The sequence below is a fragment of the Collinsella sp. OM04-5 genome (assembly GCF_003439125.1).
Taxonomy (GTDB): domain Bacteria; phylum Actinomycetota; class Coriobacteriia; order Coriobacteriales; family Coriobacteriaceae; genus Collinsella.
On sequence record NZ_QSUU01000001.1, the window covers coordinates 1 to 26,375 of the forward strand.

At 58.9% G+C, this 26,375-nt stretch carries 24 protein-coding genes; 11 read left to right on the plus strand and 13 right to left on the minus strand.

Annotated features, from left to right (window positions below):
• Nucleotides 1-259 precede the first annotated feature (259 nt).
• Entirely contained in the window at nt 260-598 is a 339-nt protein-coding gene (locus tag DXB53_RS00005) for a transposase (RefSeq protein ID WP_199409641.1), read from the plus strand.
• Nucleotides 599-759: 161 nt separating this feature from the next.
• Here the strand turns inward: DXB53_RS00005 and DXB53_RS00010 are convergent, their stop codons facing one another.
• The gene (locus tag DXB53_RS00010; protein ID WP_117582828.1) at nt 760-1,005 is read right to left on the minus strand and encodes a glutaredoxin; all 246 of its coding nucleotides are present in this window, start codon (nt 1,003-1,005) and stop codon (nt 760-762) included.
• A gap of 52 nt (nt 1,006-1,057) precedes the next feature.
• On the minus strand, nt 1,058-1,885 hold the full coding sequence (locus DXB53_RS00015) for a TipAS antibiotic-recognition domain-containing protein (protein ID WP_117582829.1): 828 nt from the start codon (nt 1,883-1,885) through the stop codon (nt 1,058-1,060).
• A 140-nt stretch (nt 1,886-2,025) separates the two neighbouring features.
• Here DXB53_RS00015 and DXB53_RS00020 point away from each other — a divergent pair, with 140 nt between their 5' ends.
• Both DXB53_RS00020 and DXB53_RS00025 read left to right on the plus strand, forming a co-directional pair.
• Nucleotides 2,026-2,763: a tRNA (N6-threonylcarbamoyladenosine(37)-N6)-methyltransferase TrmO gene (locus tag DXB53_RS00020; RefSeq protein WP_233503761.1), complete on the plus strand. Its 738-nt coding sequence runs from the start codon at nt 2,026-2,028 to the stop codon at nt 2,761-2,763.
• Nucleotides 2,764-2,874: 111 nt separating this feature from the next.
• A complete protein-coding gene (locus DXB53_RS00025; RefSeq protein ID WP_117582831.1) occupies nt 2,875-4,086 on the plus strand; it encodes a MalY/PatB family protein in 1,212 nt (403 codons plus the stop codon).
• Between the two features lie 96 nt (nt 4,087-4,182).
• Here DXB53_RS00025 and DXB53_RS00030 read toward each other — a convergent pair whose 3' ends face one another.
• Both DXB53_RS00030 and DXB53_RS00035 read right to left on the minus strand, forming a co-directional pair.
• On the minus strand, nt 4,183-4,662 hold the full coding sequence (locus tag DXB53_RS00030) for a pyridoxamine 5'-phosphate oxidase family protein (RefSeq protein ID WP_055252525.1): 480 nt from the start codon (nt 4,660-4,662) through the stop codon (nt 4,183-4,185).
• Nucleotides 4,663-4,703: 41 nt separating this feature from the next.
• The gene (locus DXB53_RS00035; protein WP_117582832.1) at nt 4,704-7,508 is read right to left on the minus strand and encodes a transporter substrate-binding domain-containing protein; all 2,805 of its coding nucleotides are present in this window, start codon (nt 7,506-7,508) and stop codon (nt 4,704-4,706) included.
• Nucleotides 7,509-7,719: 211 nt separating this feature from the next.
• Between DXB53_RS00035 and DXB53_RS00040 the strand changes: the two genes are divergently transcribed.
• The 3 genes from DXB53_RS00040 (at nt 7,720) to DXB53_RS00050 (ending at nt 10,142) form a co-directional block, all read left to right on the plus strand.
• Nucleotides 7,720-8,145, plus strand: a complete 426-nt coding sequence (locus tag DXB53_RS00040; protein ID WP_055252221.1) for a potassium channel family protein — start codon at nt 7,720-7,722, stop codon at nt 8,143-8,145.
• A gap of 36 nt (nt 8,146-8,181) precedes the next feature.
• A complete protein-coding gene (locus DXB53_RS00045) occupies nt 8,182-8,715 on the plus strand; it encodes a TIGR00730 family Rossman fold protein (protein ID WP_117582834.1) in 534 nt (177 codons plus the stop codon).
• 125 nt (nt 8,716-8,840) lie between these two features.
• Entirely contained in the window at nt 8,841-10,142 is a 1,302-nt protein-coding gene (locus tag DXB53_RS00050; protein ID WP_117582835.1) for a chloride channel protein, read from the plus strand.
• A gap of 182 nt (nt 10,143-10,324) precedes the next feature.
• Here the strand turns inward: DXB53_RS00050 and DXB53_RS00055 are convergent, their stop codons facing one another.
• Genes DXB53_RS00055 through DXB53_RS00065 form a run of 3 tightly spaced genes read right to left on the minus strand, consistent with a single transcriptional unit; the run spans nt 10,325 to nt 12,305 of the window.
• Nucleotides 10,325-11,023: an ABC-2 transporter permease gene (locus tag DXB53_RS00055; protein WP_117582836.1), complete on the minus strand. Its 699-nt coding sequence runs from the start codon at nt 11,021-11,023 to the stop codon at nt 10,325-10,327.
• A complete protein-coding gene (locus tag DXB53_RS00060; protein WP_117582837.1) occupies nt 11,020-11,901 on the minus strand; it encodes an ABC transporter ATP-binding protein in 882 nt (293 codons plus the stop codon). The genes DXB53_RS00055 and DXB53_RS00060 overlap by 4 nt, the downstream gene beginning before the upstream one ends.
• A gap of 23 nt (nt 11,902-11,924) precedes the next feature.
• On the minus strand, nt 11,925-12,305 hold the full coding sequence (locus tag DXB53_RS00065; protein WP_117582838.1) for a GntR family transcriptional regulator: 381 nt from the start codon (nt 12,303-12,305) through the stop codon (nt 11,925-11,927).
• A 469-nt stretch (nt 12,306-12,774) separates the two neighbouring features.
• Between DXB53_RS00065 and DXB53_RS00070 the strand changes: the two genes are divergently transcribed.
• From DXB53_RS00070 to DXB53_RS00080, 3 genes are all read left to right on the plus strand, one after another.
• On the plus strand, nt 12,775-14,388 hold the full coding sequence (locus DXB53_RS00070) for a peptide chain release factor 3 (RefSeq protein ID WP_117582839.1): 1,614 nt from the start codon (nt 12,775-12,777) through the stop codon (nt 14,386-14,388).
• A 156-nt stretch (nt 14,389-14,544) separates the two neighbouring features.
• Nucleotides 14,545-15,267 carry a VUT family protein gene (locus DXB53_RS00075; protein ID WP_226812554.1) on the plus strand — a complete coding sequence of 241 codons (723 nt, stop codon included), beginning with the start codon at nt 14,545-14,547 and terminating at the stop codon, nt 15,265-15,267.
• A gap of 9 nt (nt 15,268-15,276) precedes the next feature.
• On the plus strand, nt 15,277-15,957 hold the full coding sequence (locus tag DXB53_RS00080) for an SDR family NAD(P)-dependent oxidoreductase (RefSeq protein ID WP_117582840.1): 681 nt from the start codon (nt 15,277-15,279) through the stop codon (nt 15,955-15,957).
• A gap of 50 nt (nt 15,958-16,007) precedes the next feature.
• Here DXB53_RS00080 and DXB53_RS00085 read toward each other — a convergent pair whose 3' ends face one another.
• Nucleotides 16,008-16,733, minus strand: a complete 726-nt coding sequence (locus DXB53_RS00085; protein WP_117582841.1) for a uracil-DNA glycosylase — start codon at nt 16,731-16,733, stop codon at nt 16,008-16,010.
• 88 nt (nt 16,734-16,821) lie between these two features.
• Complete coding sequence (locus DXB53_RS00090; protein ID WP_117582842.1) at nt 16,822-17,724, minus strand: DMT family transporter; 903 nt, start codon at nt 17,722-17,724, stop codon at nt 16,822-16,824.
• A 158-nt stretch (nt 17,725-17,882) separates the two neighbouring features.
• Between DXB53_RS00090 and DXB53_RS00095 the strand changes: the two genes are divergently transcribed.
• Nucleotides 17,883-18,749 carry a LysR family transcriptional regulator gene (locus DXB53_RS00095; RefSeq protein WP_117582843.1) on the plus strand — a complete coding sequence of 289 codons (867 nt, stop codon included), beginning with the start codon at nt 17,883-17,885 and terminating at the stop codon, nt 18,747-18,749.
• Nucleotides 18,750-18,776: 27 nt separating this feature from the next.
• Here the strand turns inward: DXB53_RS00095 and DXB53_RS00100 are convergent, their stop codons facing one another.
• The 4 genes from DXB53_RS00100 to DXB53_RS00110 form a co-directional block, all read right to left on the minus strand.
• Complete coding sequence (locus DXB53_RS00100; protein WP_117582844.1) at nt 18,777-20,159, minus strand: MATE family efflux transporter; 1,383 nt, start codon at nt 20,157-20,159, stop codon at nt 18,777-18,779.
• 142 nt (nt 20,160-20,301) lie between these two features.
• Nucleotides 20,302-21,087 carry a response regulator gene (locus tag DXB53_RS10005; protein ID WP_199409643.1) on the minus strand — a complete coding sequence of 262 codons (786 nt, stop codon included), beginning with the start codon at nt 21,085-21,087 and terminating at the stop codon, nt 20,302-20,304.
• A 32-nt stretch (nt 21,088-21,119) separates the two neighbouring features.
• Nucleotides 21,120-23,246, minus strand: coding sequence for a PAS domain-containing sensor histidine kinase (locus DXB53_RS00105; RefSeq protein WP_199409644.1), 2,127 nt, complete (start codon nt 23,244-23,246; stop codon nt 21,120-21,122).
• A 5-nt stretch (nt 23,247-23,251) separates the two neighbouring features.
• Nucleotides 23,252-25,117, minus strand: coding sequence for an ABC transporter substrate-binding protein (locus DXB53_RS00110; protein ID WP_117582845.1), 1,866 nt, complete (start codon nt 25,115-25,117; stop codon nt 23,252-23,254).
• A gap of 411 nt (nt 25,118-25,528) precedes the next feature.
• Between DXB53_RS00110 and DXB53_RS00115 the strand changes: the two genes are divergently transcribed.
• The gene (locus tag DXB53_RS00115) at nt 25,529-26,341 is read left to right on the plus strand and encodes a putative RNA methyltransferase (protein ID WP_117582846.1); all 813 of its coding nucleotides are present in this window, start codon (nt 25,529-25,531) and stop codon (nt 26,339-26,341) included.
• Nucleotides 26,342-26,375 lie beyond the last annotated feature (34 nt).

Here is a 26,375-nt window from a genome sequence, read left to right on the forward strand (position 1 = left end):
AAGAACGTCCATTACAGTCGAAATTGTCAGCCCGGGACCGTCTCGGGCTACGATTGAGGCGCGCCCAGAACGGGCCGCCGACCGGGCGCCCGCGCACGGCCGAACGTCCCTGCCCCCGAGAGGGCCCGTTGGGTGCTGCCGGCGCGGGACGCGCCGCCCCCGACGGCTGATAGGAAAGTGCCGGGCAGGCGCCGCGGCTGGTAATGTGAGTGCCGAGGGGGAGGCCATCCGGTCGAACGACTACCGGAAGGATACCACCGTGAAAGCGCCATCCACCAGGCCCGCGGCCGTGCTCGGCCTGGACGTCGGCAAGTCATCGCACTGGGCCCGCCTGGTCGACCGCGACGGGGAGGTGCTGGCCAGCGCCCCCGTCCGCAACAGGGAGGCCGAGCTCGACGCGCTGTTCGCCTCCGCGCCCGCCGGCACGCTCGTCGTCGTCGACCAGTTCCGCAACATAGGGTCCCTCGCCGTGAGGCGGGCCCGCGCCGCGGGGCTCGGGGTCGCCCACCTGCCCGGGCTCGCCGCCAGCCGCGCCGCCGGCCTGTTCGCCGGCGAGGCCAAGACCGACGAGCGCGACCGGGTGCCCTACCGGGAGTAGCCCCGACGGTTGACAAAACTATAGGAACACCCAATGACTAGATTGAAAAGCTGTACGTCAGCATCCAAAGATGTCGGAAAATGTCGACTTTGGATGCTGGCGTACATGTTTGGTTCGTATGGGTTCGGCTCGGTTGGCGCGAACTGGCCGCAGTGCGCGTGCTAGAGCAGGTTCTTCTGCACCCACGCGATGATGTCGCTCGACTCGTAGAGCGGTTTACCGTCGATGAACAGGCAAGGAACCTGGCGTTTTCCGCCGACGGCGATGAGCGTCTGCTCGGCATCGGAATCGGTCGAGATATTGCGCTCGGGAATGGTCACGTCGTTATCGGCCAAAAAGCGCTTGACCTTTATGCAATACGGGCAGCCAGTCATAACGTAGAGCGCGAGTTCATGATCAGTAGCCATGGTGTCTCCAATCGGTTGAGGTTTCGATTGAAATACCCAAAGCCGCTGCGGTCTATGCGTGAGCCGACGGCGACTCGATCGCCTGAACCAGAAACGCCGTGGCACCGGCGCCGCAGGGCTTGTCGTAGTAGTCGATAAAGCGCTGATCGGCAAGATAGCCGCGGGCGAGGCCCAGGTATGCTTCGTCTTGGGGTTCGTGTCCCCAGTTAAGGCCAATCCATCGACGGTGCATTGCGACAAGCTTGCGCGCCTCGCTTCCATCCGGTTCGCCGTCGCCCATGGCGATCGAGAGCTGGCCCAGAATAGCGCGTTCAAGTTCCTTCATGTCGTTCCATGTCTTGGGGTCCATGTCCAGCAGTGCCTCGTTTGCTGCATCGACGGCCTCGTCGCCATAGCGCGCTCGCGCCTCGGCACCGTAGCGCTCCTCGTTTTCCTGCACGGTACGCCAGCGCTCCAGTTGCGGCAGCACGGCGCCCATGAGCGAGACGGCTTCGTCGAGCGACATACCGGTGTTTTGTGCCAGGCGCGGGGCGCAATCCTCAATCATGGCCTCCATCGTGGTCTCGTAGGTGTACTTGCCGCGGTCGTAGCACCACTTGCAGTAATGGTCGGTCGTGGCGCCCGCGGCATCGGTGCCGCAGTCGTCGGGCGTGAGCACCATGCCGCAGCTCTGACAATAGTGCTCGGGCATTTCGAGCAGGTGCGACAGTGGCTCTCCGGTAACGGCGGCAATGAGCTTCATCATGTCGATGCCCGGGGTGACTTCGCCGCGCTCCCAACGGCTCACGGCTTGGCGCGTGACGTAGAGCTTGGCGGCGAGCTGCTCTTGGGTAAGGTTGTTGGCGCGGCGGACGGCGATGAGTTTTTCTGCAAAGGCCATGACGGCTCCTTTCTGGTGCTTGTTGGCTTAAGCATACGCGGCAGCCGATGTCCTTCCAAGCAACCGTTGGTTGCACGACGGGGACCGCGGCGAAGAATTGCGCGCAACGCCCCACACCTCCATGCCGTACAATGACCGGCATGGAACCTATCGCACACATATATACCGACCTGCCGCAGAAGTTCGGCATTCCGCGCAACAGCTTTTTGGCGCCTCATCTGCAGGGACGCATCGTCTTTGAGCCGGAATTTGCCTCCAATGCAGCGGTTGAAGGCTTGGACTCCTTCTCTCACCTATGGCTGCTGTGGCGCTTCGAAAACGGAACGCCCGGCGGCACGGCTAAGGACATAGCCGCCGATGCCAAAACGCAGGACAGGTCCGGCACCAACGCAAAATGGTCGAAAACCGTGCGCCCGCCGCGTCTGGGTGGAGCCGAGCGTGTGGGCGTGTTTGCCACACGCAGTCCGTTTCGCCCTAATCCCATCGGGCTCACCTGCGTCAAGCTCAGCCGTGTCGAGCTCACCGACGATGGCCCCATCATTCATGTGCTGGGGGCCGATCTGCGCGACGGCACGCCCATCTACGACATTAAGCCCTACATTCCATTTGCCGACTGTCACCCGGATGCGACGGGCGGCTGGATTGAGGACGCGCCGTGGCAAGAGCTCGACATCGAGTTCCCGCAGACGCTGCAGGATATGGTCCCGCCCACAAAGCTCCCCGGCCTGGTCGAGGTCCTGCGCCAAGACCCACGCCGCGCAGGCAGCAAGCACGAGCCGAACCGCGTCTATCATCTGGCCTTCGCCGGGCTCGACATATCTTTTACGGTTGATGAAACCCAGCTAACCGTAGCCGCCGTCAACGACGCGCGGGGCTAACCTGCCATTCGTCTGCACCCGTCAAATTAAGCGCCAAACCCCGCGCCAAAACCGCTCACGCTGTTGGACAATAACGCCTACCAAAACAATCACTTTGCATGGGAGCTCAGCATGAAATACGACTTTAGCTCGCTAATCGACCGCCATGGCATGGACTCCATCGCCGTTGACTCCTGGGGTGAGATTCCCGGTATGGCTCCGAGCGCACCCGACGAGGGCTTCGACCGCATCCCCATGTGGGTAGCGGACATGAATTTTGCCACGGTGCCCACGGTCCAGGAGTACATCATTCAGCGCGCCCAGCACCCCATGTTTGGCTATTTCGATCCGCGCCCCGAGTACTTCGACCGCATCATCGAATGGCAGAGTCGCCGTAATGGCGTCGAGGGCCTGGCACCTGAGCACATCGGCTACGAAAACGGTGTGCTGGGCGGTGTCGTGTCGACGCTGCGCGCATATGTCCAGCCGGGCGATGCGGTGCTGGTCCACAGTCCCACCTACATCGGCTTTACCAAGTCCATCGAGGCCGCGGGCTATCGCATTGTCCACAGCCCGCTTAAACTCGACGACCAGGGCGTGTGGCGCATGGACTTTGAGGACATGGAGCGCAAGCTCGCCCAAAACCATATCCATGCCGCGGTGTTCTGCTCGCCGCACAATCCCTGCGGCCGCGTATGGGAGCGCGACGAGATCGAGCGCGCCATGGACATCTATCGCCAGCATGATTGCGTGGTGGTCTCGGACGAGATTTGGTCCGATATCATCCTGCCGGGTCACAAGCATATCCCGACGCAGTCGGTGAGCGAGGATGCCCGCATGCGCACGGTTGCCCTCTACGCGCCCAGCAAGACGTTCAACCTGGCGGGCCTGGTCGGCAGCTACCACATCATCTATAACGAGACGCTGCGCGACCGCGTGTGCGCCGTGTCCAACAAGACTCACTACAACGAGATGAACGTCCTTTCGATGCACGCGCTTATCGGCGCCTACCAGCCGCAGGGCTACGAGTGGGTCGATGAGCTCAATCAGGTCATCCAGGGCAACATTGACTACTTCTGCGATTACGTGGACGAGCATTTTGAGGGCGTGGGCTATTCGCGTCCGCAGGGCACGTACATGGTGTTTCTGGACTGCACCGAGTGGTGCCTCGAGCATGGCCGCGATATTCAGTGGCTGCTCGACGAGGGGGCGCGCGTGGGCGTGGGGTATCAGGACGGCCGCCCGTTCCACGGGCCCTGTCACATCCGCGTGAATCTGGCACTGCCGCTTTCGCGGGTAAGGGAGGCGTGTGAGCGCCTGGACCGCTACGTTTTTGGGGTATAGGGGGCGCTCGATTCGAGTGCTGCCCCATGTGCCCACGCCGTCAAAATGCGTGGGCACATGGGGTGCAGAGGGTAGCGAGCGCGTTTTCCGCATTCGCTACTTTTCATGAATCTGCTTTCCGCAAAGATGTTCAATCGAAATCTCGTAGAGTTGGACGCCCTTTATGTCTTTGGCGATCTCCTCCTCGACTTCTTCGGCAGAAGGGTAGTACTTAAGCGCGAGCTGACGGACTTTGTCCTCGATAAACGCGGGCGCTTCATCTACCAGGCGACAACGACCAAAGACAACGGTACTCATAACGTAGGGAGCCCAGTCGCCGTCCTTGTACCACTCGTTGCCGTAAACGGTAAAGCAGACTTTATCATCATGCTTGAGTGAATCGACCTTGTGGCCAGCCTTGGCGCCATGGAAATAAATCTTGTCGTGCTCGGCGTCAAAGAAGTAGTTGACGGGAATGGCATAGGGGTAGCCATCATCGCCGTTGACGGCAAAGACGCCGCGCTTGCAGGTAGCGAGCAGTTCGCGCGCTTTCTCGTCGGTGATGGCGCGTTTCTTTCGACGTAAGGGCCTAAACATCGTTGGCTTCCTTTCTACTGCGCATGGTGGTTGAGCACAAACTATAGCGAAACAGCCCCGTTTTTCTTGATACAGGCGAGTATGTTTTTGAGCTTGCTAAAGTCGAGCGGTTTGGGCAGATGGGCGTTCATGCCGGCGTCGTGTGCCGCCTTGGCGTCTTCGGCAAAGGCGTTGGCGGTGAGCGCGATGATGGGGATGTCGGCCGCATCGGCCTTTTCGCTCAGGCGGATCGCCCGGGTTGCCTCGTAGCCGTCCATGCCCGGCATCATGATGTCCATCAGGATTGCATCGAAGCTGCCGGCGGGACGGCTAACGTATAGGTCGACTGTCTCGTTGCCGTCGGCGGCGCGAGTCACGACGATGCCTTCGCTTTCGAGCAGAGCTTGGGCAATCTCGGCATTGAGTTCGTTATCTTCTGCCAAAAGGACGTTCATGCCGGCGAGCGAGCAGCTGCTTACCTGCGTGTCTGCACATTCTTTTATCTGAGGGTTCTTGTCGATATCGAGCGGAATCCGGACGTCAAACGTACTCCCCACGCCAACCTCACTCGAAATCTCAATCGTGCCGCCCATCATATCGATGAGCGATTTGACGATAGACATGCCAATGCCGGTTCCTTGGAACTTGCTGCGCGCATCGGCGCCTTCCTGGGCAAACGGCTCGTAAATGTGCGTCAAAAACTCGGGCGTCATACCAATGCCGGTATCCGAGACGCTAAAGCAAAACACGGCGTGCTCGTCGTCGACCGGTTTGATGGTCGATGAGAACGTGACGGTGCCTCCGTGCTTGTTGTACTTGATGCTGTTGTCGAGCAGGTTGACAAGGATCTGCCGAATATGGGTGGGGCTGCCGATCATATATTGGTCGACAGCGTAGGGCTCGCTGGTGTCGAGCATGGTTATGCCGCGGTCCGATGCGCGGAGCTTGCACAGTACGAGCGCATTGTCGCACAGCTCTTTAAGGTTGAATGATTCGTGCTCGAGCGTCACTTTGCACTCCTCGATCCTGCCCATCTCGAGGATGTCGTTAATCAGTGACAGCAGGTGATTGGCGGCAACGCGCGCCTTGGCGCGGCTTTCGCGGGCGACCTGCATGTCGCCTTCTCTCAATTCCTCAATTTCGATAAGGCCTAGGATGCCGTTGAGCGGCGTGCGGATGTCGTGGCTCATGCGCGTGAGGAAAGCGGTTTTGGCGGCGTTGGCGGCATCGGCTTTCTGCCGTTCCTCCTGTGCGCGGTAAAGCGACCAGACAAGGATGACGATGCCGGTGAGCAAAATGCAAATGACGACTGCCGCAATGACGATGCGGTTGCGGTAGAGAAGTCGGAACGCATCCGATTCTTGCGCCGAGTACGATGTGGGGAAATAGCTGTTTGCAGAGAGCGATTCACCTGCATTGACGATGCCCTTATTGATGATTCCCAGCAGCTCGGGCTTGCCGCGCGAAATTAAACACGATAGTTGTGCCGTGTTGGTGAGTTCCTGTGTTTCGAAATCCTCGATGTCGTAGATGTCGCGGAGAGTTTCCAGGCGCGTGCTGGGGACAATGATGCAACGTGCCTTCCCCTCATCGAGGGCTTTGAGCACCTCGCCGTCATTCGAATACTCGGTTACCGTTGCGTTCGGAAAGAGACTTTCGAGCTCAAAACGGTTAACGATTGTGCTCTTTGTACAAGCGATGTTCTTAAGGTCGCTGTTCAGGTTTTTGCCACTGTGAATGGCGGTCAGCGAAACCGTTCCCATCGAGTTTGACTGGATGACCCCTGTCTGCTCGGCGAGCCAGTAGTCGCGAAACAACGGCAGGGCGACATCGATGGTTCCGTTGGAAAGGGCTTTGATCATTTGCTTGTTGTTCGAGAGTGCGATTGTTTTGACCGTAATGTCAAACTTGTCGTGCAACGTCGTTGCAAGCGAGGCGAGCGACCCTTCCATCTCGCCGTCGTCATTTTGCGTACAGTAGGGAAGTTGGTTTTTAAGATAGCCGAGCGTGATGGTATTGCCGTTTTCTTTGAGCCAGGTGGTCTCGGTGCCGGTGAGCGATGACGAGCCACTGTTTTGGGTCGAGTAACTCGTTTTGACTTCCTCGTTATAGCGCGGGTTATCGCGGGCGATGGTCGTCATGGCGGCGTTGATGTCGTTCATCAGGTCAGGGCGGCTTTTGGGAACGGCAAAATAGTAGTCGCTCGAGCCTACGTAGAACATGGGTGACGCATCGGGCGACGAAATGGTGTCGTTCATGATGACGGCGTCGACCTCGCCGTCTGCAAGCGCCTCAAAGAGGGCGCTGCCGGTGTCGATTTCTTTATAGGTGCAGGTAACGTCTTCGTTGGCGAGCCACTGCTGGCCGACGATAGTTTGCATAACGCCAGAGTTGCAGCCGATGGTGAGGCCTTGGAGCGCCTGAGGGTCACCCTTGGCCAGATCGTCGCGGTCGGGCCTGGCGTAGATATAGTAGCGCTCGGTGCCCTCGGGATTTGAGGAAAAGAGCAGCTTCTGCTCGCGTTCTGCCGAATACGAGATGTTGGGCATGAGGTCGATTTCGCCCGCCTCGAGCATGTCCATAAGCTCGGAGAAGGTGCCGCTAACGTATTCGTATTGCCAGCCCTTTGTGTAATACGAGAGGGTCTGGAGGTACTCGTAGCCCCATCCCGAGAGGCGCTCGCCCGGCGTGCCTTCCTGGAAGCCTTTGTTGTTGACGAGCCAGCCAACGCGGACCGTCTTGACCTGGTGGTCGGAGTCGGCGGCAAAGGCGGGGGCAGGCATGACGGCGCTCAGTACGGTGAGTACGGCAACCGCAACGGCTAGGGTGCGATATAGAGCCAAACGAAGGATGGCGGAAGGTTTCACATGAAATCCTATCGAGTCGAGACAGTATCACATAAGGATACCAGCTCAACCTGCCCACTCAGCCACCGCACCGCTAAACGGTCAGGTAGTCATTGGGGACGTTCTTGTTTGACTAGTCATTTAAGAACGTCCAATGACTAGTTCCGTTTGCGGGGGAGGCGTGGGACAATACCGAGCGAATGTGATTGGGCGTCTGGGAAAAGGGGTCGCGATGAACAAGTTGAGGACGCTTGCCGACGTGTTGCGCCAGGCTGGCTTTGCGCGCATCACGGGCCTGTTTCTTGTGTTCTATCTGCTGTGCTCGACGGCCGTCTGGCTGTCCGAGCCCACGACCCTCACCTTTGGCGATGGACTTTGGTTTAGCTTTGAGACGGTCTCGACCATCGGCTTTGGTGACATTCCGGCCGAGACACCGGTTGCCCGCGCGATTACCGTCGTCTTGAGCGTCATCAGCATCTTCTACATCGCCATGCTTACGGGCGTGGCGGTGAACTACTGCAATACGCTCATCAAGATGCGCCAAAAGGACACCATGGCGCGCTTTATGGACGATCTTGAGCATTTGGAAGAGCTCGATCGTGACGAGCTCGCCGATCTTTCGCGTCGCGTGCGCGAGTATCGTCGACGCCAGCGCTAGAACGGGCGCCGTGCGTCACGATGAGGGGGACTGAATATGAATATCACCGTGTATCTGGGTGCCAGCGTCGGTAATGACCCGGCGTTTCTGCCCGCGGTGCAGGAGCTGGGCAACTGGATTGGCGCTAACGGACACGCGTTGGTATACGGCGGGTCCAAGTCGGGCTTGATGGGCGCGCTCGCCGATAGCGTGCTCGATGCCGGTGGACACGTGACGGGCGTGGAGCCGAGCTTTTTTATCGAGGCCGAGTTTCAGCACGATGGCATCGACGACCTCATCGTGACGAGCGACATGGCCGAGCGCAAGGCCAAGATGATCGAGCTTGGTGATGCCTTCATTGCCTTTCCCGGCGGGACGGGTACGCTCGAGGAGATTGCCGAGGTCATGTCGGCCGTGTCGCTGGGGCATCTGAGCGCGCCGTGCATCCTGTATAACCTGGACGGTTACTACAACGATCTCAAGGCGCTGCTCGGACGCATGATTGATAAAGGGCTTTCGAGCCCGAGGCGCCAGCACGGCATCTACTTTGCCGACGATTTGCGCGAGATTGCCTCGATTATCAACGGATAAGTCTTGAGCCTGCCCCACTATGACTCCCAATGGTGCCGTTTGCGGCGCAGACGGTTGGCTCGTTCGGGTAACGCTCGCTCTACAATAAAACGTATCCTTGTCGATTTTGACCACGGGAGGCCCCGATGGACAACCTTGCAAAACCCAAAAACCGTGCGCTGTTTTTAGTTAGCGTAGCCGTGACCGGTGCGTTTGCAGGCGCCGCGGTCTGGCTGTTTTTCTTTGCGATGGAGCACGGTATCGACTATCTATGGACCGAGATTCCGCATATGCTGGGCGTCGCTTCGCCCGAGCTCGCGAGCGGTCCGTTCGGTTTTTTGCCGTATCCGTTTTCCGTCTGCCTGCTGGGCGGCCTGCTGATCGGTCTGTACGAAAAGCTTACGGGCACCAAGACCGATGACCTCAACCAAGTGATGGCCAAGGTAAAGCGCGACGGCCGCTACCCGTACGACAACTTGGGCAAGCTTTCGCTTGCGGCATTGCTGCCGCTGCTGTTTGGCGGAAGCATTGGACCGGAGGCCGGCCTGACCGGCGTTATCGCAGGTCTGTGCAGCTGGGTCGGCGACCGCATGCGTCGCTTTGGCGCCGAGTTTAGGCAGCTCACACTGCTGGGTACTCAGGCTGCCCTGACGGCGCTCTTCACCGCGCCCGTGTTTGGCTTTGTGGCGCCGCTCGCCGGTAGCGCCGACGGCCAGGGCGCTAATGACGATGAGTCCGCGTCCGATGAGATCACGATCAAGCTTCCCAAGGCGCAAAAGACCGTGGTCTACGGCATTGCGATTGCCGGCGGTCTGGGTACCTACCTGCTGCTCGGCCAGCTTATGGGCGGCGGCATGGGCATGCCCAGGTTCGAGTCCGCTCAGGTGGGCAACCTGGAACTTGTCTGGCTCATTCCGCTGGCGTTGGTCGGCACCGTATGCGGCTGGCTGTACTTTGTCTCTGAGCATGCAAGCGAGGCACTGTCCCATGCCATAGGGGAGCGCCCTGTCGTCAAGGCCATGCTAGCCGGTCTGGCGCTCGCCATCTGTGGCACGGTCCTGCCCTACACCATGTTTGCCGGCGAGACCCAAGCCGACGTGCTCATGGAGACCTATCTGACCATTCCCGCCGGCGTGCTTATCGCGACCGGTCTGGTCAAGGCCATGCTGACGCCCGCCCTCATCAACCTGGGCTGGCGCGGCGGTCACTTCTTCCCGGTTATCTTTTCGGGCGTGAGCTTGGGCTACGGCTTCGCTATCCTTACCGGCGCCGATCCGGTCTTTTGCGTCGCCGTCTGCACGGCCTCGACGATGGGCGCCGTTATGCGTCAGCCGGTCATGGTTGTGGGCTTGCTGCTCATGTGTTTCCCGCTCAAGGGTATCGTCTGCATGATCATCGCCGCCGTTATCGCCGCTGGCATTCCGCTGCCCAAGCCGCTGCGCAAGTAGCACGGCGGCGCACGGTCAATACAAACATCTCAAGCCCGGTGTGAGGGTGTTCAACTTGAGCTTGTGCCCTTTGACGGGTCGTTATTTTCAAAATGCTGCTGTAATCCACGACACGGGTTGAGCGCCTTCCCAATAATGGGCCACGCCGATCTGTGGCGCATGTCCGATGATACCGCGCCTGCCTACAGGTCGCGTGCTCGATAGACCTTGGTACTGATGGCGCAACTCAGTGCAAAGAGCACGAGGGCCAGTACGGCAATTCCTGCGCACAGGCAGCCGAGGACGGCGGGATCGGGATTTGCTCCGGCAATCGACATAAGCCAGTTGCTAATGGGGTTGGAGGAGCTCAGCGTGGCCATGGCAAAGCACCCGAGCAGGGCAAACAGGCCAACGGATAGGCGCAGCGCCTCCATGTGTCCAAGGCGAAAGAACAGCGGCTGCGCCAAAAACACCATCATGAGGGAGATGAGCATCGATGCTGCCGAGGCTATTGCGATCTCAAAGACCGTCTGTCCCGTCGAAGGAATGCCCGCGCTGTTGAAGAGCGGGATGGCGACGATACTCAAAAGCGTAGCTGCACATGCCATGGCGGCGGAGAAGACAATAACGCTCAGGTAGCGGGCACAAATAATGTCTTTGCGCGAGAAGGGCAGCGTTGCCCGATAACGCTCCCATCCGTTTTGATTGTCGAAGCCGGCCAGCGAGCTCATGACCATGATGGGTGACATGGCGCTGACCGCGCAGGCGCCGGCGCTCATGCCGGAATCGCCGTCCGATGCGTTGGCAAGGGTCAGCAAGACGAATATGAACAAGCCGACACCCGCAATGCTCGGGACAAGTGAGCGAACGATGGCGAGCTCGGACATAAAGGCGCGTTTCATTTCGAAGCCCCTTTCAGCGTGAGGCGCAGATAGTCATCAATGGTTGCCCGGTCGCAGGGAATCTCGGGAAAGGCCTCGAGCGCCTCGCGACGGTTGGGCACGAGCACGTCCACGCTATAGGCGTGGTGGGCGGCGCGAGCGCCTTCGACGCAAGCCATAAGCTCGGCGGCCTGTGCTTGGGTGCAGTGGGCGATGCCGGCGCGGTCGGTAATGTCCTCGCGCGGCAGGTCAAACACAATCGAACCGTTATCGATGCAGATGACGCGGTCGGCGGCGCGATCGAGGTCGGACGTAATGTGGCTCGAGAGCAGCACACTGTGCTGGCCGTCGGCGACAAAGGCGAGCAGCTCATCGAGCAGCTCCTCGCGCGCCATGGGATCGAGGCCCGCAGTGGCTTCGTCCAAAACGAGCAGCTTGGCATTGTGGCTGAGCGCGCAGGCGAGCTGCAGCTTCATGCCCATGCCGCGGGAGAGGTCTTTTACCTTGGCTTTGGGATCAAGGCCAAATCGGTCGATAAATCTGGCGAATGTTTCGCGACTCCATGTGGGGTACGCCGGGCCTACGAGCGTCTCGATCTGGCCCACCTTGAGCGTGGAGGGGAAAGGACACGTGTCCAGGACAAGACCGACGCGGGAGCGCAGGTGACGCTGTGCCTCGCCGGGCGCGTTGGCGTCGCAGTGCTGTCCAAACAGATGCACCTCGCCGGCATCGAGCTTTATAAGCCCGAGCGCGGCGCGAATGGTCGTTGTCTTGCCGGCGCCGTTTGCGCCCACAAAGCCGACAATCTGGCCGGGCTCCACGGTGAGTGTGACATCGCGTAGCGAAAAGCGGTCGCTTACGCGGCGTGAAACGCCTTTGAGTTCTAGCAAGTTTTGCATGGTATAGCCTTTCTTGCAGATGGCTACTGCATGGTCTCGGGGGCTACAAGGTCGAGCATCTCGTGCAATTTGTCGCGCGTGACGCCCAGGGTTTCGGCCTGCGTAGCGGCCTGCGCAAGCAACTCTTCGATATGGCAGAGCTGGTTTTCGCGCAAGAGTTCCTGGTTTCCCTCGGCGACAAAGCAGCCCTTGCCCTGCACGGTGCAGATAAAACCGAGTTGCTCCAGGTCGGCATAGGCGCGCTTGGTGGTGATGACGCTCACGCCCAGGTCGCTCGCCAGCGCGCGGATACTGGGGAGCTTGGCTCCCGCAGCGAGTGAGCCCGAAAGGATCTGGGCTTTGACCTGCGAGGTTATCTGCTCGTAGATGGGCTTGTCGCTCGAATTGGATAGGATGATGTCCACAGCGGCTCCTTAGCTGTTGGGCTACACGTGTATATAACCGGTAAGCACAGTATATATACACTATGCACAGTTGCGCAAGAGGGAAATATGGGCTCGTCTGTCCCTCCGTTCGTTTATCTCGATCTGTAACATCTGAAGTCAATTTTGGCGGCTAGATGTTACAGATCGAGACAGCCTCGATCTTCCTGCTGGTTTATCTCAATCTGTAACACTTAGGCCTGATTTTGATGGCTAGATGTTACAGATTGAGACATTGGCTGCCCGCCTGCCAGTTTGTCTCGATCTGTAACAGGTAGGGGCTCAAAACCCGTCTTACTGTTACAGATCGAGACAATCCTTGAGGCGGCTGCCCGCTACAGAGCGAGCTCAGCTGATGAATTTGTCCTGATAGGCGCCCTAGAGCGGGATTTCGCGGCTACAATAGTACGGTTACATCGACGTAATGCACTCAATGCAAGAAAGGATCCGCATGGCAAGCCTGTCGGATGAAATCTCGTCGCGCCGCACATTCGCGATCATCAGCCACCCGGACGCCGGTAAGACCACACTTACCGAGAAGCTGCTGCTCTATACCGGCAGCATCCAGACTGCCGGTTCGGTCAAGGGCAAGAGCTCGGCCAAGCACGCCGTCTCGGACTGGATGGACATCGAGAAGGAGCGCGGCATTTCCGTTACCTCCTCGGTGCTGCAGTTCACCTATAATGGCGCCTGCGTCAACATCCTCGATACCCCCGGCCACCAGGACTTCTCGGAGGATACCTACCGTACCCTTATGGCCGCCGACGCTGCAGTCATGGTCATCGACGGCGCTAAGGGCGTCGAGGCCCAGACCAAAAAGCTCTTTAAGGTCTGTACGCTGCGCCACATTCCCATCTTCACCTTTGTGAACAAGCTCGACCACGAGGCTCGCGATCCGTTTGAGCTCATGGAAGAGATCGAGAATGTCCTGGGAATCAATACGTATCCCATGAACTGGCCGATCGGCAGCGGCCGCAACTTCCGCGGCGTGTTCGACCGTCAGACCCGTCGCGTTATCGCCTTTGAGGGCGACGGTCATGCCAATGCCACCAAGAAGGTCGCCGAGGTCGAGGCCGAGCTGGGCGATCCTTCCATGGACGAGCTCATCGGCGAGGAGAACCACAAGAACCTGATGGACGACATCGAGCTGCTCGACGGCGCCGGCGACGAGCTCGACTTGGATGCTGTGGCCTGCGGCAAGCTGAGCCCGGCGTTCTTTGGCTCGGCGCTCACCAACTTTGGTGTGGAGCCCTTCCTCAAGGAGTTCCTGCGTCTGGCCCCGACGCCGCGCGCCTATACCGATACGTTCACCAGCGAGCCGGTCGATCCCTGCCGCGACGACTTTAGCGGCTTTGTGTTTAAGATCCAGGCCAATATGGACAAGAACCACCGAGACCGCATCGCCTTTGTGCGCATTTGCTCGGGCAAGTTCGAGCGTGGCATGGACGCCTTCCACGTGCAGGGCAACCGTAAACTCAAGCTTGCCACGGGCACGTCGATGATGGCCGATGACCGCGCCATCGTGGACGAGGCGTACGCTGGCGATATCGTGGGCCTGTTCGATCCGGGTATCTTTAGCATCGGTGACACCGTGTGCTCTGGCAAGCGCCATGTGCAGTATCCGCAGATCCCGACGTTTGCCCCCGAGATGTTCGCCCGCATTACGCAGGTCGATACGCTCAAGCGCAAGCAGTTTGTGAAGGGCATGGAGGAGCTTGCCCAGGAGGGCGCCATCCAGATCTTCCGCGAGCTGGGTGCCGGCATGGAGAGCGTCATCGTGGGCGTGGTCGGCGTACTGCAGTTTGAGGTGCTCGAGCGCCGCCTCAAGGCCGAATATCGTGTTGAGGTTCGTCGCCAGCCGCTGCCCTATACGGACATCCGCTGGATCCAGAACGAGCCCGATACCATCGATATCCCGGGCCTTTCGCTCACGCGCGACACGCTGCGCGTCGAGGACATGCGCGGCGGTAAGCTGCTGCTGTTCACGAGCCCGTGGAACGTGGATTGGGCAACCGATCACAACCCCGATCTTATCCTGTCGGAGTTTGGCAACGTAGCCTTTTAATGCATCGGCGCGGTGGCCCTGTGGGGCTGCCGCGCCGTTTGCTTGCCTGATGCCGTGTGAGCGGCTATTATACCCATCGTCGTCTCAAGACCGTGACGTCCGAGCAGTTCGGGTCCGATATCCTGCTCGTTAAACCTAAAACCAAAGGAGTACATAATGATCAAGAAGGTCATGGAGGACTACAAGGTCCTGTTGCGGAGCATTCCCGCGGCAACGGTTTCGCTGTTTTTCGTGAGCGTCATCATGATGAACCTGCTGGCCAACAAAGAGCTCATCAGCCTGCCGTATCTGGCACTCGATTGCGGCTTTGTGGTGAGCTGGGTTTCGTTTTTGTGCCAGGACATGATCTGCAAGCGCTTTGGCGCCAAGGCATCCATCAAAATCTCTATCCTCGCGCTGCTGGTCAATCTGGCCGTGAGTCTGTGCTTTTGGGCATGCTCGCTCACGCCCGGCATGTGGGGCGCCTACTACGACACGGGTATGATCGAGGTCAACACCGCCCTTAACGCCACCATCGGCGGCACCTGGTACGTGGTGCTGGGCTCTTCGCTGGCAATGCTCGTTTCTGCCGTGGTTAACTCCACACTCAACCAGTCGCTCGGTCGTATGCTCAAAAAGAATAACTTTGCGAGCTTTGCCTTCCGCTCTTATGTGTCCACGGGTGTTGGCCAGTTTATCGACAACTTGGTCTTTGCCATTGTGGTGAGCCACACGTTCTTTGGTTGGACCTGGGTGCAGGTCCTTATGTGCTCGCTGACCGGCGCTGTTGCCGAGCTGCTGTGCGAGGTCTTCCTGAGCCCCGTGGGCTACAAGGTCGTGCGTGGCTGGGAGCGTGAGAATGTGGGCGCCGAGTACCTCGAGCGCCACGCAACCGCCTAAGGAGCAAGTATGCGGGTTTTGATCACGGGCGCTTCGGGCGGTATCGGAGCCGCGTGCGTGCAGCGCTTTTTGGACGAGGGCCACGAGGTCGTGGGCTTTGACCTGCTGCCGACGGCGGTCGAGCACGAGCGCTACCGCCATCTGATCGTTGATGTCCGCGAACCGGACTTGTTTCCAGACGACCTTGAACCCCAGGTAATCGTAAACGTTGCCGGTGCGCAGGATTCGGCCGACGATATCGCCGCCAACCTGTGTGGCACCATCAACGTGACCGAGCGCTACGCCTTTGTGGGAGAGGGGCTTGCCGCCAAGCCGGCGCCGACTATCAAATCCGTGGTCAATGTGGGGTCCGCGAGCGGACATACGGGATCGGAGTTTCCCGCCTATGCCGCCAGCAAGGGCGGCGTTATCGCCTACACCAAGAACCTTGCAAACCGCCTGGCACCGCAGGCCATCGCCAACAGTGTGGACCCGGGCGGCGTTATCACGCCGCTCAACCGTTGCGTGATGGAAGACGAGCGCCTGTGGAACCAGATTATGGAGCTCACGCCGCTTAAGCGCTGGGCCACCGCCCAAGAGATCGCCGAGTGGATCTACTTTGTGGGCGTGACCAACCGGTTTATGACCGGGCAGAGCCTGCTGATCGATGGCGGCGAGGCCGGCCGCACACAATTTATTTGGCCCGAATAGGAAACGCGCCCGATGGAAAGCCGTCGGGCGCGTTTTTGATGTATCGGTTTTTAGCCGAGGCAAGTCCAGTTGACGGGGGTCGAGCCGTGCTGTTCGAGTAGCCGATTGGCAGCGGAGAAGGGGCGCGACCCTATAAAGGCGGGGAGTTCTGCCGTGGCACGGTTGGCCGAAAGCGGCGAGGGGTGCGTAGAGGCCAGGCAGAACTTGCCGGTTGCCTTGCCCGCGCCGATCGCGTCGAGCTTGCCCTCAACCATTTGCTGGGCAAAGCGTCCCCATGCCAAAAAGACGACCGGCTGGGGCAGCTGGCAGCAGCGTTCGATAACGTAGTCGGTGAGTGTGCTCCAGCCCAGCTTGGCGTGCGAATTCGCGGCATGCTCACGCACGGTGAGCGTAGTGTTGAGGAGCAAGACGCCCTGCTGTGCCCATGGGGTTAGGTCTCCCGTGGCGGGAATGGGGCAGCCCAGATCGGCGTTGAGTTCCTTATAGATGTTGCGCAGGCTCGGCGGTAACTTGGTTTGCGACGCGGGGACCGAGAACGACAGCCCCATGGCCTGGTTGGGTCCGTGATAGGGGTCCTGACCCAAGATGACAACCTTGACCTGGTCGGCCGGCGTGTAGGCGAGGGCATTGAGGATGTCGTCTTGTGCCGGGTAGATGGTCTGCTCGGCACGCAAAAGGGCGATGCGCTCGAGCAGCTGGTTCGTCGTGTCGCGTACCGGCTGCGGCGCATCGCCCAACCAAGTTGCTATGTTGCGGTCGCGGGTCGCGGCGTCCATGGGGCTCCTTTACGTCAGATGCTCTGTTGGCATCTATTATAAAGGCGCACCGGTTGCCTTTATGCCGCGGCTGTATAAGGAGTGGGGTCTACGAGACGCGCTCGGGCGCTCCTGCCATGCGAGCGTGCCCGTGTGCACGAAGACGCGGGAGCTCGACGGTTGCCACCATGACGCCGGTGAGGATGAGGGCGGCGCCAAAGAAGGCGATGGGGCTCAGGACCTCGCCGACCAGGAAGAACGAGAAGACGGCGGAGCAGACCGGCTCGAGCGAGAAGGCAAAGCCGGTGGTCTCGGCGGGCACGTGGGGCTGCACGAGCGTCTGGGTGATAAAGCCGTAGGCAGAGCAGATGAGTGCGAGCGCGACGACGACCGCGACCTCGCTCGGCGTGCTGGGAAGCGTAAAGCCGCCAAAGGCAAATGCGGCGATGCCCGAGAACAGGCCGCCAAAGCCCAGCTGCCAAACACCCAAGGCCAGTGGGTCGACTTCTTCGACAAAGCGCTTGGCTACGATAATGTGGCTGGCATAGATAAAGGCTGAGAGCAACATGATGATCGCGCCGGGATTCAGGCTGGTAAAGTCGGCGCCCGAGAGCAGCAGCATACCGCAGGTGACGATGGCGGTGCCGACGAGCACCTTGCGCTCGGGGGCGCGACGCAGCAGGGCGGCGTTGGCAAACGGCACGATCACGACCGTCAGGCTCTGCAAAAAGCCGGCGGTGGAGGCGGAAGTAAGGCTGGAGCCCAAGCACATGCAGGTGAGCTCGGTTGCCATGATGGCGCCGATGATGGCGGCGCGAACCATAAGGTCGCGATTGATGCGGAAAGCGCGCTTGTGGAAGAGCAGCAGGCAGGCCACAAAGGCGATGATGCAGCGCAGCGCAACGATGCTCGTGGCGTTCATGCTGTCCATGCCGATCTTCATGAGGGGGTACGAAAAGCCCCATGCGACGGGAACGGAAAATGAGAGCGCGATTGCTTTTTTGCGATCCATGGGACTCCTTTTGTTACAGAACGGTTTCGCAAAAAGGATTCTGCTCCCAGATGTGGATGTAGTAAAGCGAATGTATCTTCAGTATGATTAAGAAATACTAATGTTGCTAGAAAAAGCGCTGGCAAAACGTTTTACGGCTACATCGATGTGGAGGCACGATGGCATCGCGATATCAGATTGTATGTATGGTGGTCGATTGCGGCAGTCTGAAGGGCGCGGCCGACGAGCTGGGCTATACGCAAAGCGCGGTGAGCCAGGCCGTCAAGGCGCTCGAGCGCGAGCTGGGCACCACGATTATCGAGCGCGGTAAGCAGGGCGTATCGCTTACGCGCGACGGCAAACAGTATCTGCCGTATCTGCGCCAGATTGTAACTGCCGAGGCCGAGCTTGAGGGCAAGCGTCAGGAGTTGCTGGGGCTTTCGTCGACTGACATTCGCATTGCGACGTTTACCAACGTGAGTCGTACCGTGCTGCCGCGCGTGATCCGCGACTTTGGGGCCCTGCACCCGGGCGTTCACTTTACGCTCAAGCAGGGCGATTACACGCGCAACGCCCAGTGGGTGCACGATGGCGTGGTTGACTTTTGCTTTACGGCACGCGGATTTACCGCGGGGCTCGAGAAGCGCGTGGTCTATCATGACGAGTTGGTAGCATTGTTGCCGGCCGCGCATCCGCTGGCGGCAAAGGAAAAGGTGACACTCGCCGACCTAGCGTCCGAGCCGTTTGTGCTGCTGGATGAGGGCGAACAGAGCCTGGTGCTCGATGCATTTGCGGCGCATGGGCTGTCACCGCACGTGACGAGCGAGGTGACCGACGACTACACCATCATGGCGATGGTGGAGGAGGGCCTAGGCGTGAGTATGCTGTATCGCCGTACCGTCGAGGGCATGCGGGCCGATATTCGCGTACGACCCATCGTGCATGCTCCTTCGCGTGACGTGGTTGCAGCCTGGCGCAGCTGGGACACCATGCCTGTCGCCACGAGGCACTTTATCGACTATATGAGCTCGCATATTGTCAATTAATGATTGGCGTGGCGTTGAGAGTGGTGATTAGCGGGCTGTCGCTTTGGCTTGGGCGGCGCGATAGGTGCGTGCCGGGTGGCAGAGTAGTACCGCCACGACCATAAAGAACGCCGTGGTGCCCAGGCTGATGGGGTAGACCATCATGATGTTCGCAAAGGTGCGGAAGTGCGGGAACACGCAGAATACCCAATAGAAGCGAATACCGCAGACGCAGATCATGGTGATGAGGGCGGGCATGAGCGAGATGCCAAAGCCGCGCAGGTAGCCGGACATGTTTTCGTAGAACATGCTAAAGGCGTAGGCAGGGAAGATCGAGCACACGCGGATATAGCCGATCGAGACGATGTTGGGGTCGCTGTTGAACAGCGCCAGGATTTCGCGTCCCAAGCCTACGATGATGACGATGGTGGTGAGCGCGACGATACCGCCTTCGACCAGGCAGACCTTGAGCGTCTTGGTGCAGCGGTCGATTTGGCGGGCACCGTGGTTTTGTCCCACAAAGGTGGTGCAAGCCTGGCTAAAACTGTTGAGCAGGTTGTAGCACACGTACTCCAGGCTCATGGCGGCGCTGGATGCCGCCATGACCTCGGTGCCCAAGCTGTTGATGGCGGACTGGATGATGATGTTAGCGACGGCAAAGACGGCGCTTTGGATGCCGGCGGGCAGGCCGATCTTAACGATGCGCTTGAGGGCGACGGGGTCTAAGCCTAAGTCGCGTGGGGTGACGCGGACGACGGAATCGGTCTTGAGCAGACGGATAAAGAGCGTGACTGCGCTGACGGTATAGGCGATGGCGGTGGCGATGGTGACACCCGCGACGCCCCAGTGGAGCACGGGGACAAAGATGAGGTCCAGGCCAATGTTGAGGACGGTGGACACGGCAAGCGCCTGCAGCGGCATGCGGGTGATGCCGACGGAGCGGAAGATTGCGGCCTCAAAGTTGTAGAGCAAGATCGAGGGCATGCTGAGCAAAAAGACGCGCAGGTAGAGCGATGCGAGCGGCATGGTTTCGTCAGGGACGTTGAGCGCGGCGAGCATGGGCTCGGCAAAGATCTCGCCCAGTGCGATGACGACAAAGCCCACGAGTGCCATCAGAATCGAGGTATGGACGGCGCGCTTGACCATGTTCTGATCGTTGCGGCCGATGGCGTTGGCGATGACCACGTTGGAGCCAAGCGACAGCCCAATAAACAGGTTGATCATAAGACTGGTAAGCGGAACATTGGAGCCGACCGCCGCCATGGCGAGGGTTCCCTGGTCGCCCGAGAAGTTACCGATGATGACCGTGGCGATGAGGTTCGACAGCTGCTCAAGGATGCTCGTGGCGGCGACGGGAAAGGCGAACAGGGGAATATTGCGCCACAGCGAGCCGGTAGTCATGTCAATGTGCTTGGACGCGGTATCAGTCATACGCTCTCAATCTCTAATATGCGATTCGCTCCTTATTTGCGCAGACGATGATACTCCTATTGGGTAGTCTTTTTGGGACGGGGCTCTTTATCGACTATATGAGCTCGCATATCGTCAATTAGCTGTCGATCGACATTTTGAGTTACCTGATCTTGCGTATCTCCTGTACGAGGTCGGTAATCACAATGGGCTTGGACAGGAAGCCGTTCATACCGCTTTCCAAGGCGTTGCGGCGGTCCTCATCAAAGGCATTCGCCGTCATGGCAAGAATGGGGACGCCTGCCAACGCGGGGTTTTCCAGTTCGCGGATGCGGCGGGTGGCGGTGTAGCCGTCCATGATGGGCATCTGCACGTCCATCAGTACCAAATCGTACTGCCCGGGCGCTGCAGAGCTGACCTTATCCACGGCGATAGCGCCGTTTTCGGCGGTGTCGACCTCAAGGCCGTAGGCCTTCATAATCTCTTCGGCAATCTCGCGGTTCAGCTCGTTATCCTCGACAAGCAGAACATGCATGCCCTTGAGGTCGGTGGCATTTTGGGGCAATATGCTCTGCTCCTCTTTCGCCTGTTCCTGCCCGATGACGGTCATCAGCGTGTCGCGCAAGTCGGACATAAACATCGGTTTGGAACAGAACGCCGTGACACCGGCTGCCTTTGCCTCCACCTCAATGTCAGACCAGTCATAGGCGGTCAGGATAATAATGGGCGTATCGTCGTTCAGGGCGCGAATCTGGCGGGTTACCTCAATGCCATTCATATCCGGCAGGCGCCAGTCGATGATATAGGCCTTAAAGGTATCGCCCATCTCGAGGGACTGCCGTGCGCGCAACACGGCCTCCTTGCCGGAAAGCGTCCATTCGGCGCGCATCCCCACCTTGACCAGCATCTTGGTCACGCTGTCGCAGGTGTTGAAATCGTCGTCAACCACCAGCGCCTTCAGCCCTTCCAGCTCGACGATTTTTACCTCCCTACGGCGTTCTGTCTGGGCGCGCAGCGGAACACGGACGATAAATTCAGAGCCTTTTCCGGCGCGGACTGTACCTCAATGGTGCCGCCCATCATATCTACAATGTTTTTGGTAATGGCCATACCCAACCCAGCGCCCTGTATTCTGCTTACCGTTGAGGAGCGCTCGCGCTCAAAGGGTTCAAATACCTTTTTGGCAAAATCCGGGTCCATACCGATACCGCTGTCCTTGACACGGAACTCATACTGCCCGCATCCGCCGACCTTGCCTGCAAGCTGGCGCACCCGCACCGACACCGTGCCGCCCGCGGGAGTGAACTTGATGGCATTGGACAAAAGGTTCATCAGAATCTGATTGAGCCGGGTCTTGTCGCAATAGACGTCCTCGTCGGTAACGTCTATCGCGTCCATATACAATTCCAGTTGCTTTGCGTAAATCTGCCCGCTGACGATGGTTTTAATATCGTGCAGTACATCGGAGAGATTGACCTCGGTTTCGTCCAGCTGTATTTTTCCGCTTTCGATACGGCTCATATCCAGGATGTCATTGATAAGCGAGAGCAGATGGTTGCTGGAGGCAAGGATCTTGGCAAGGTAGTCCTTCACGCGCTCCTTATCGTCCAGATGGCTGACCGCCAGCGTGGCAAAGCCAATGATGGCGTTCATAGGCGTGCGGATATCGTGGGACATGCTGGAAAGGAAGGTGCTTTTGGCGCGGTTGGCGTTTTCGGCGGCGGCAACGGCATCCGAAAGTGCCTGGTTCACCTGCTTGTCGGCGGTGCGGTCAGACAAAACCAGAATGTACTTGGTTTGCCCCTCGACCTCGCTGCCCATGGCGACCACATGGAACCAGCGCCGTTCCCCCGTTTGCTGATGGATATATTCCATATCCCATTCGCGTTGCTCGCCGCCGGCGAGTCCCGCCAGATGGTCTTTGGCAGGTTCGACGGTATCTTTCGGGTGCAGCGTGGCCAGCGTATCGATGTTTTTACGCACGCTCTCCTGCGTCAGTCCCAGCAAGCGTTCCATGTTCGGGCTAATATAATCTGCCTTGTAGGTATTTGCATCCAGCATCAAAAAGACGTCGTTCACGTTTTGGGACAGCTTCCGGAACAGCTCTTCGCGGTACAAGATTTCGGTATTCTTACGGCGCAGCTTGACGCGGCCCCTGTTAATAACCAGCAGAATGGTCATGAGCGAAAGACCGCCTGTAATGCCCACGATTATTTGTACCGTTCTCTGCCAAAGCTGATTCATACTGGCATTGACGACATCCACGGGGACAAGTTCCACCAAGATCCAGTCCTGGATGCCGGTACTTTCGTACGCCAGATAGTATCTTGTGCTGCCCAGCGTTACCTCATAGTTTCCGCTGGCACCTTTTGCAAAATCATTGGCGAGGTCTTGCACCTGCGCCTCGCTGAGGTCGGAATGTTCGCGCAGCACTGCAAGCAGGTTATAGATGTTTTGCTCGCCCTCTGCGATATTCTCAATCACGACCTGCCCGTCCGCGTAGACGACATAAGTGCTGGCAGTTCCGCTGAACGCCGAATTGCCCACGGCTTTCATCACATCGTCGTTGTAGCGACTGATGGCAATGGCATCGTAGGAAAAACCGCGGTAGACGCCCTTTGTTTCGGGGCAGATAAACACCAGTGTCGGCTTCTGCCCGGGCAAGGCCGCGTTCATCACAACGTCGTTTTGATCGGCAAGCTTTTCGTCGAGGTTGCTCTGCAAACCAAGATAGCCCGTTTCCCCGTGGGGCGTCATGTAGTTGCCGTCATAAGTAAGAAAGTAGAATTCGGCAAAGCCAAGCTCCTGCTTTGCGGATTCCAGATACATCTGAACTCCGTCATCGTCGGGGTTGCTGTCCAGAAAGCCGTTCCACAAATGCAGATAAGAGATGTTTTTGTTGGCGATCATGCTCAGCATGCTGTTGGATTTATGCAGAACTTCCTCTAAATGCGAGGTGCTCTCTTCGTAGACGGTCCTGGACACAAACGAAAGGTACTGCACGCCAAGGCCGATAAAGCACGTTATCGTCAGCACGACAGCGGCAACGGTCAGCCTTTTGCGCGGTAAGTGCCGTGTTCTTTTGGTTTTACGCTTGTCTATTTCCACGCCGCTTACTCCAACGTAATGTAGCTTTCCGGTGCGGCAAGCACCACGCCGCCGTCGGAAAGTGCCTTGCTCCAGAGGTCTTTGACCGTATCCTCTCCGCGCTCAAACGCATGGGGCTCGTCCTGTAGCAACGGTGTCATCTGCTTTTCCGTTGCCAGGCAGGTCACGGTAACGGTGTCATCGTCTCGCAGGGCCTTTCCGTTGCGGGTAACGCCGGTCAGCTCGTAGCCGCCGTCGTTCTCTTTTACCTGCACGGTAATACCGCTGACCACCGGCAGAGAGCCGCGGTTGAACGGGGTAAAGCCGCCCTCGCACCCTTTCACAAAGCCGCGCAGGGTGTCCTTGAGCTCGGCGCCCGTCATGGTTCGTTGGTACGACAAAAGTCCGTTAGGCATGATCATGGCGCGTGCCGTTGTTTGGGTATAGTCGGCCTGCAGCACGCTGCCGGTAAAGCTGCTGGCGGCTGCCACCAGCACGTCGGTGTCGTAAAGGCCGCGCAGCGTGTTTGCCATAACCGAGAAGGACTCATTGCCGCCGTTTTTGTGGAACACGTTGGAATAGGCCTTTTTGCTGCTCAGCACAGTATCGCCCGTGTCGGGCGTTTCCTCTGACAAAAGAGCGGCATTGAACGCGCTGTAGGCTTGCGCGGCGTCATACTCGCCCGCAATCATTTTGGAAACCACATCCTGCGAGATGGCAAAGAAATCGTTGGAGGCGATGCGGATATACATATGGTTTTCTTCTACCACCGGGCGCACATCCTCCATGGTGTCGGACAGGCGGTAGTCGACGTTTTGGCTGTAGCTGAGCAGGTCCTGTCCTTCTGCGAGAATCTGCTCCTGCGCGTCCTGCGACAGCATAACGTTCAAAACCTGCATCGCCTTTGCGCGCCGCGCGTCGTTCTGCTCTAAATCACGGTTCAGCGCCACCTGGAAGTAGGGCGTGGTCACCAGCCACTTTTCACCGTTTTGGCCAAAGATTGGCAAAAAGGTTGCGTCAATGCCTTGGTCTTGGAACATCTTTACGCCGGCAGAGCTGCTAAAGTACATGGCAAGCTGTCCGTTGCCGAACATCTCGGTCACGTCATCGTAATTGAGCTCTAGATCGGCCGCGGTAAGACCCGTGTCCTGAATGAACTGCTCCATGCGCTCGAAGTTGCCCGGCCACACGGTGTCGTCCAGCCCGACGCGGGCGTCGTTGGCGGGGTCGCTATAGGCGGTGCGCCATTTGCGCCCGTCTATGGTCGTAAGCTCGGCGGCAGAAAGCCCCTGCAGCGTTTCCATGCAGGTGTAGTCGTACATATAATCGGCGGTATAGCCGCGGATACCCACTTCCTCAAAGGCTTTACAGGCTGCTACAAAGCTGGCGTAATCGGTGGGCATCGGAATGTCGTACTGCTCAAAAAGGTCGCGGTTGACCACAAGACCGTGGGAATCGGCGCATACGGGCAGCCAGTTTACGCTACCGTCCTCATTTTTGAAGTTGTTGAGGTAGGTGTTGTAGATGGCGCCTGCCTCGTTGGTGGCGGCAAGGTCCATCAGGCTGTCCTTTAAGGGGGCAGCATCGTGCAGGGAGAAACGACAGCAGGTAATAATGTCCGGCAAACCGCCGTTTTGCTTCAAGAACTTATAGAAGTCCAAATCGTTGTTGCCGACGATGAACTCAATGTTTACATCCGGCAGCTGCGCCTGCACATAGGGGGCGTACTTCTCGTACAGGTTGGCGGTCCACAGGTATACCTGAATGGTCTCTTTATCCTCCTGCGCCTCCTGCGATTCGGTGCCTTTTTCGACGCAGCCGCTCAGCAGGGATACACCCAGCACCATGGCAGCAAGCAGTGCAAAAGCGATGCACAGTTGTTTCTTCTTCATGCGACCCTTTTCCTCCCGAACCGAAGGCGGCCTGCCCGTATACAGAACTGCTCATACATGCTTTGCAAGTCCATTTCGGGTAGTGCGTCGATTGTTGGCGTAAGCCGTCCTGGTGCGGAACAGCCGAAGGCTGCCCGAGCGGGCGGCATCTTGGTCCGGATCGATTAGATCGCGCCCTAGAATGTTTGCATGATACCACCGCTACGCTGCCATTCTGAGCGCGTCGCAGCACTCATTGCGGCACTTAGGGACGTTCCTTTTCTGCCGGCAGTTGGGGACACTCCTTCCAAGGTGCGGGTAGTCATTGGGGACGTTCTTAAATGACTAGTCGAACAAGAACGTCCCCAATGACGAGGTGGGGGAGGCGTGCGACAATGGTGGGCGTTGTGTTGTCCGCGCTAAGGAGTTGCCATGTTGTTGTGTCCCGTTTGCCATGAGCCGTTGGTGGACGATGAGCGCGGTGCTGCATGCGCGGGCGGACATCGGTTTGACCGTGCGCGCGAGGGCTATCTGTATCTGCTGCGCTCGTCCAAGAGCGGCGACTCCATGGGCGATCCCAAGTCGCAGGCGCGCAGTCGTCGCGACTTTTTGAACCGCGGCTACTACGCGCCGTTGCGCGATGCGATGGTCGAGCTGGTGCGCGAGCAGGCGTCTGAGCGTGCGGCGTCTACGGGCGGCCCCATGACCTTGCTCGATATTTGCTGTGGCGAGGGCTACTACACCAGCGCCATGGGTGCGGTGCCGGGCGTGGATGCTTATGGGTTCGACCTGGGCAAAGAGATGGTGCGTCTGGCCGCCAAGCGCGGCGATGCGACCTACTTCGTGGCCAACATGAAGGACATCCCCGTGGCCGATGGCACCTTCGATATGGTGACCGAGCTCTTTGCCCCCTTTAACGAGCGCGAGTTTGCCCGCGTGCTGGCGCCCGAGGGCTCGCTCTACACCGTGGTGCCGGGCGCCCGTCATCTCTTTGGGCTCAAGGAGGTGCTCTACGACACGCCGTACCTTAACGACGAGAAGCTGCCGAAGACGACCGAGCTCGAGTTGGTGGGAACGCAGCGGGTGTCTGCGAACATTACGCTCCAGACGCAGGCCGACATCGAGGCGGTGTTCCAGATGACGCCGTACTACTACCGCACGCGCCCTGCCGACAAAGAGCGCATGGCAAACCTGGACACCCTTCAGACCGATATCGACTTCATCATCGCCGAGTACCGCCACTAACCTACCAAAAAGGGACAGGTTTATTTTGGCAGGT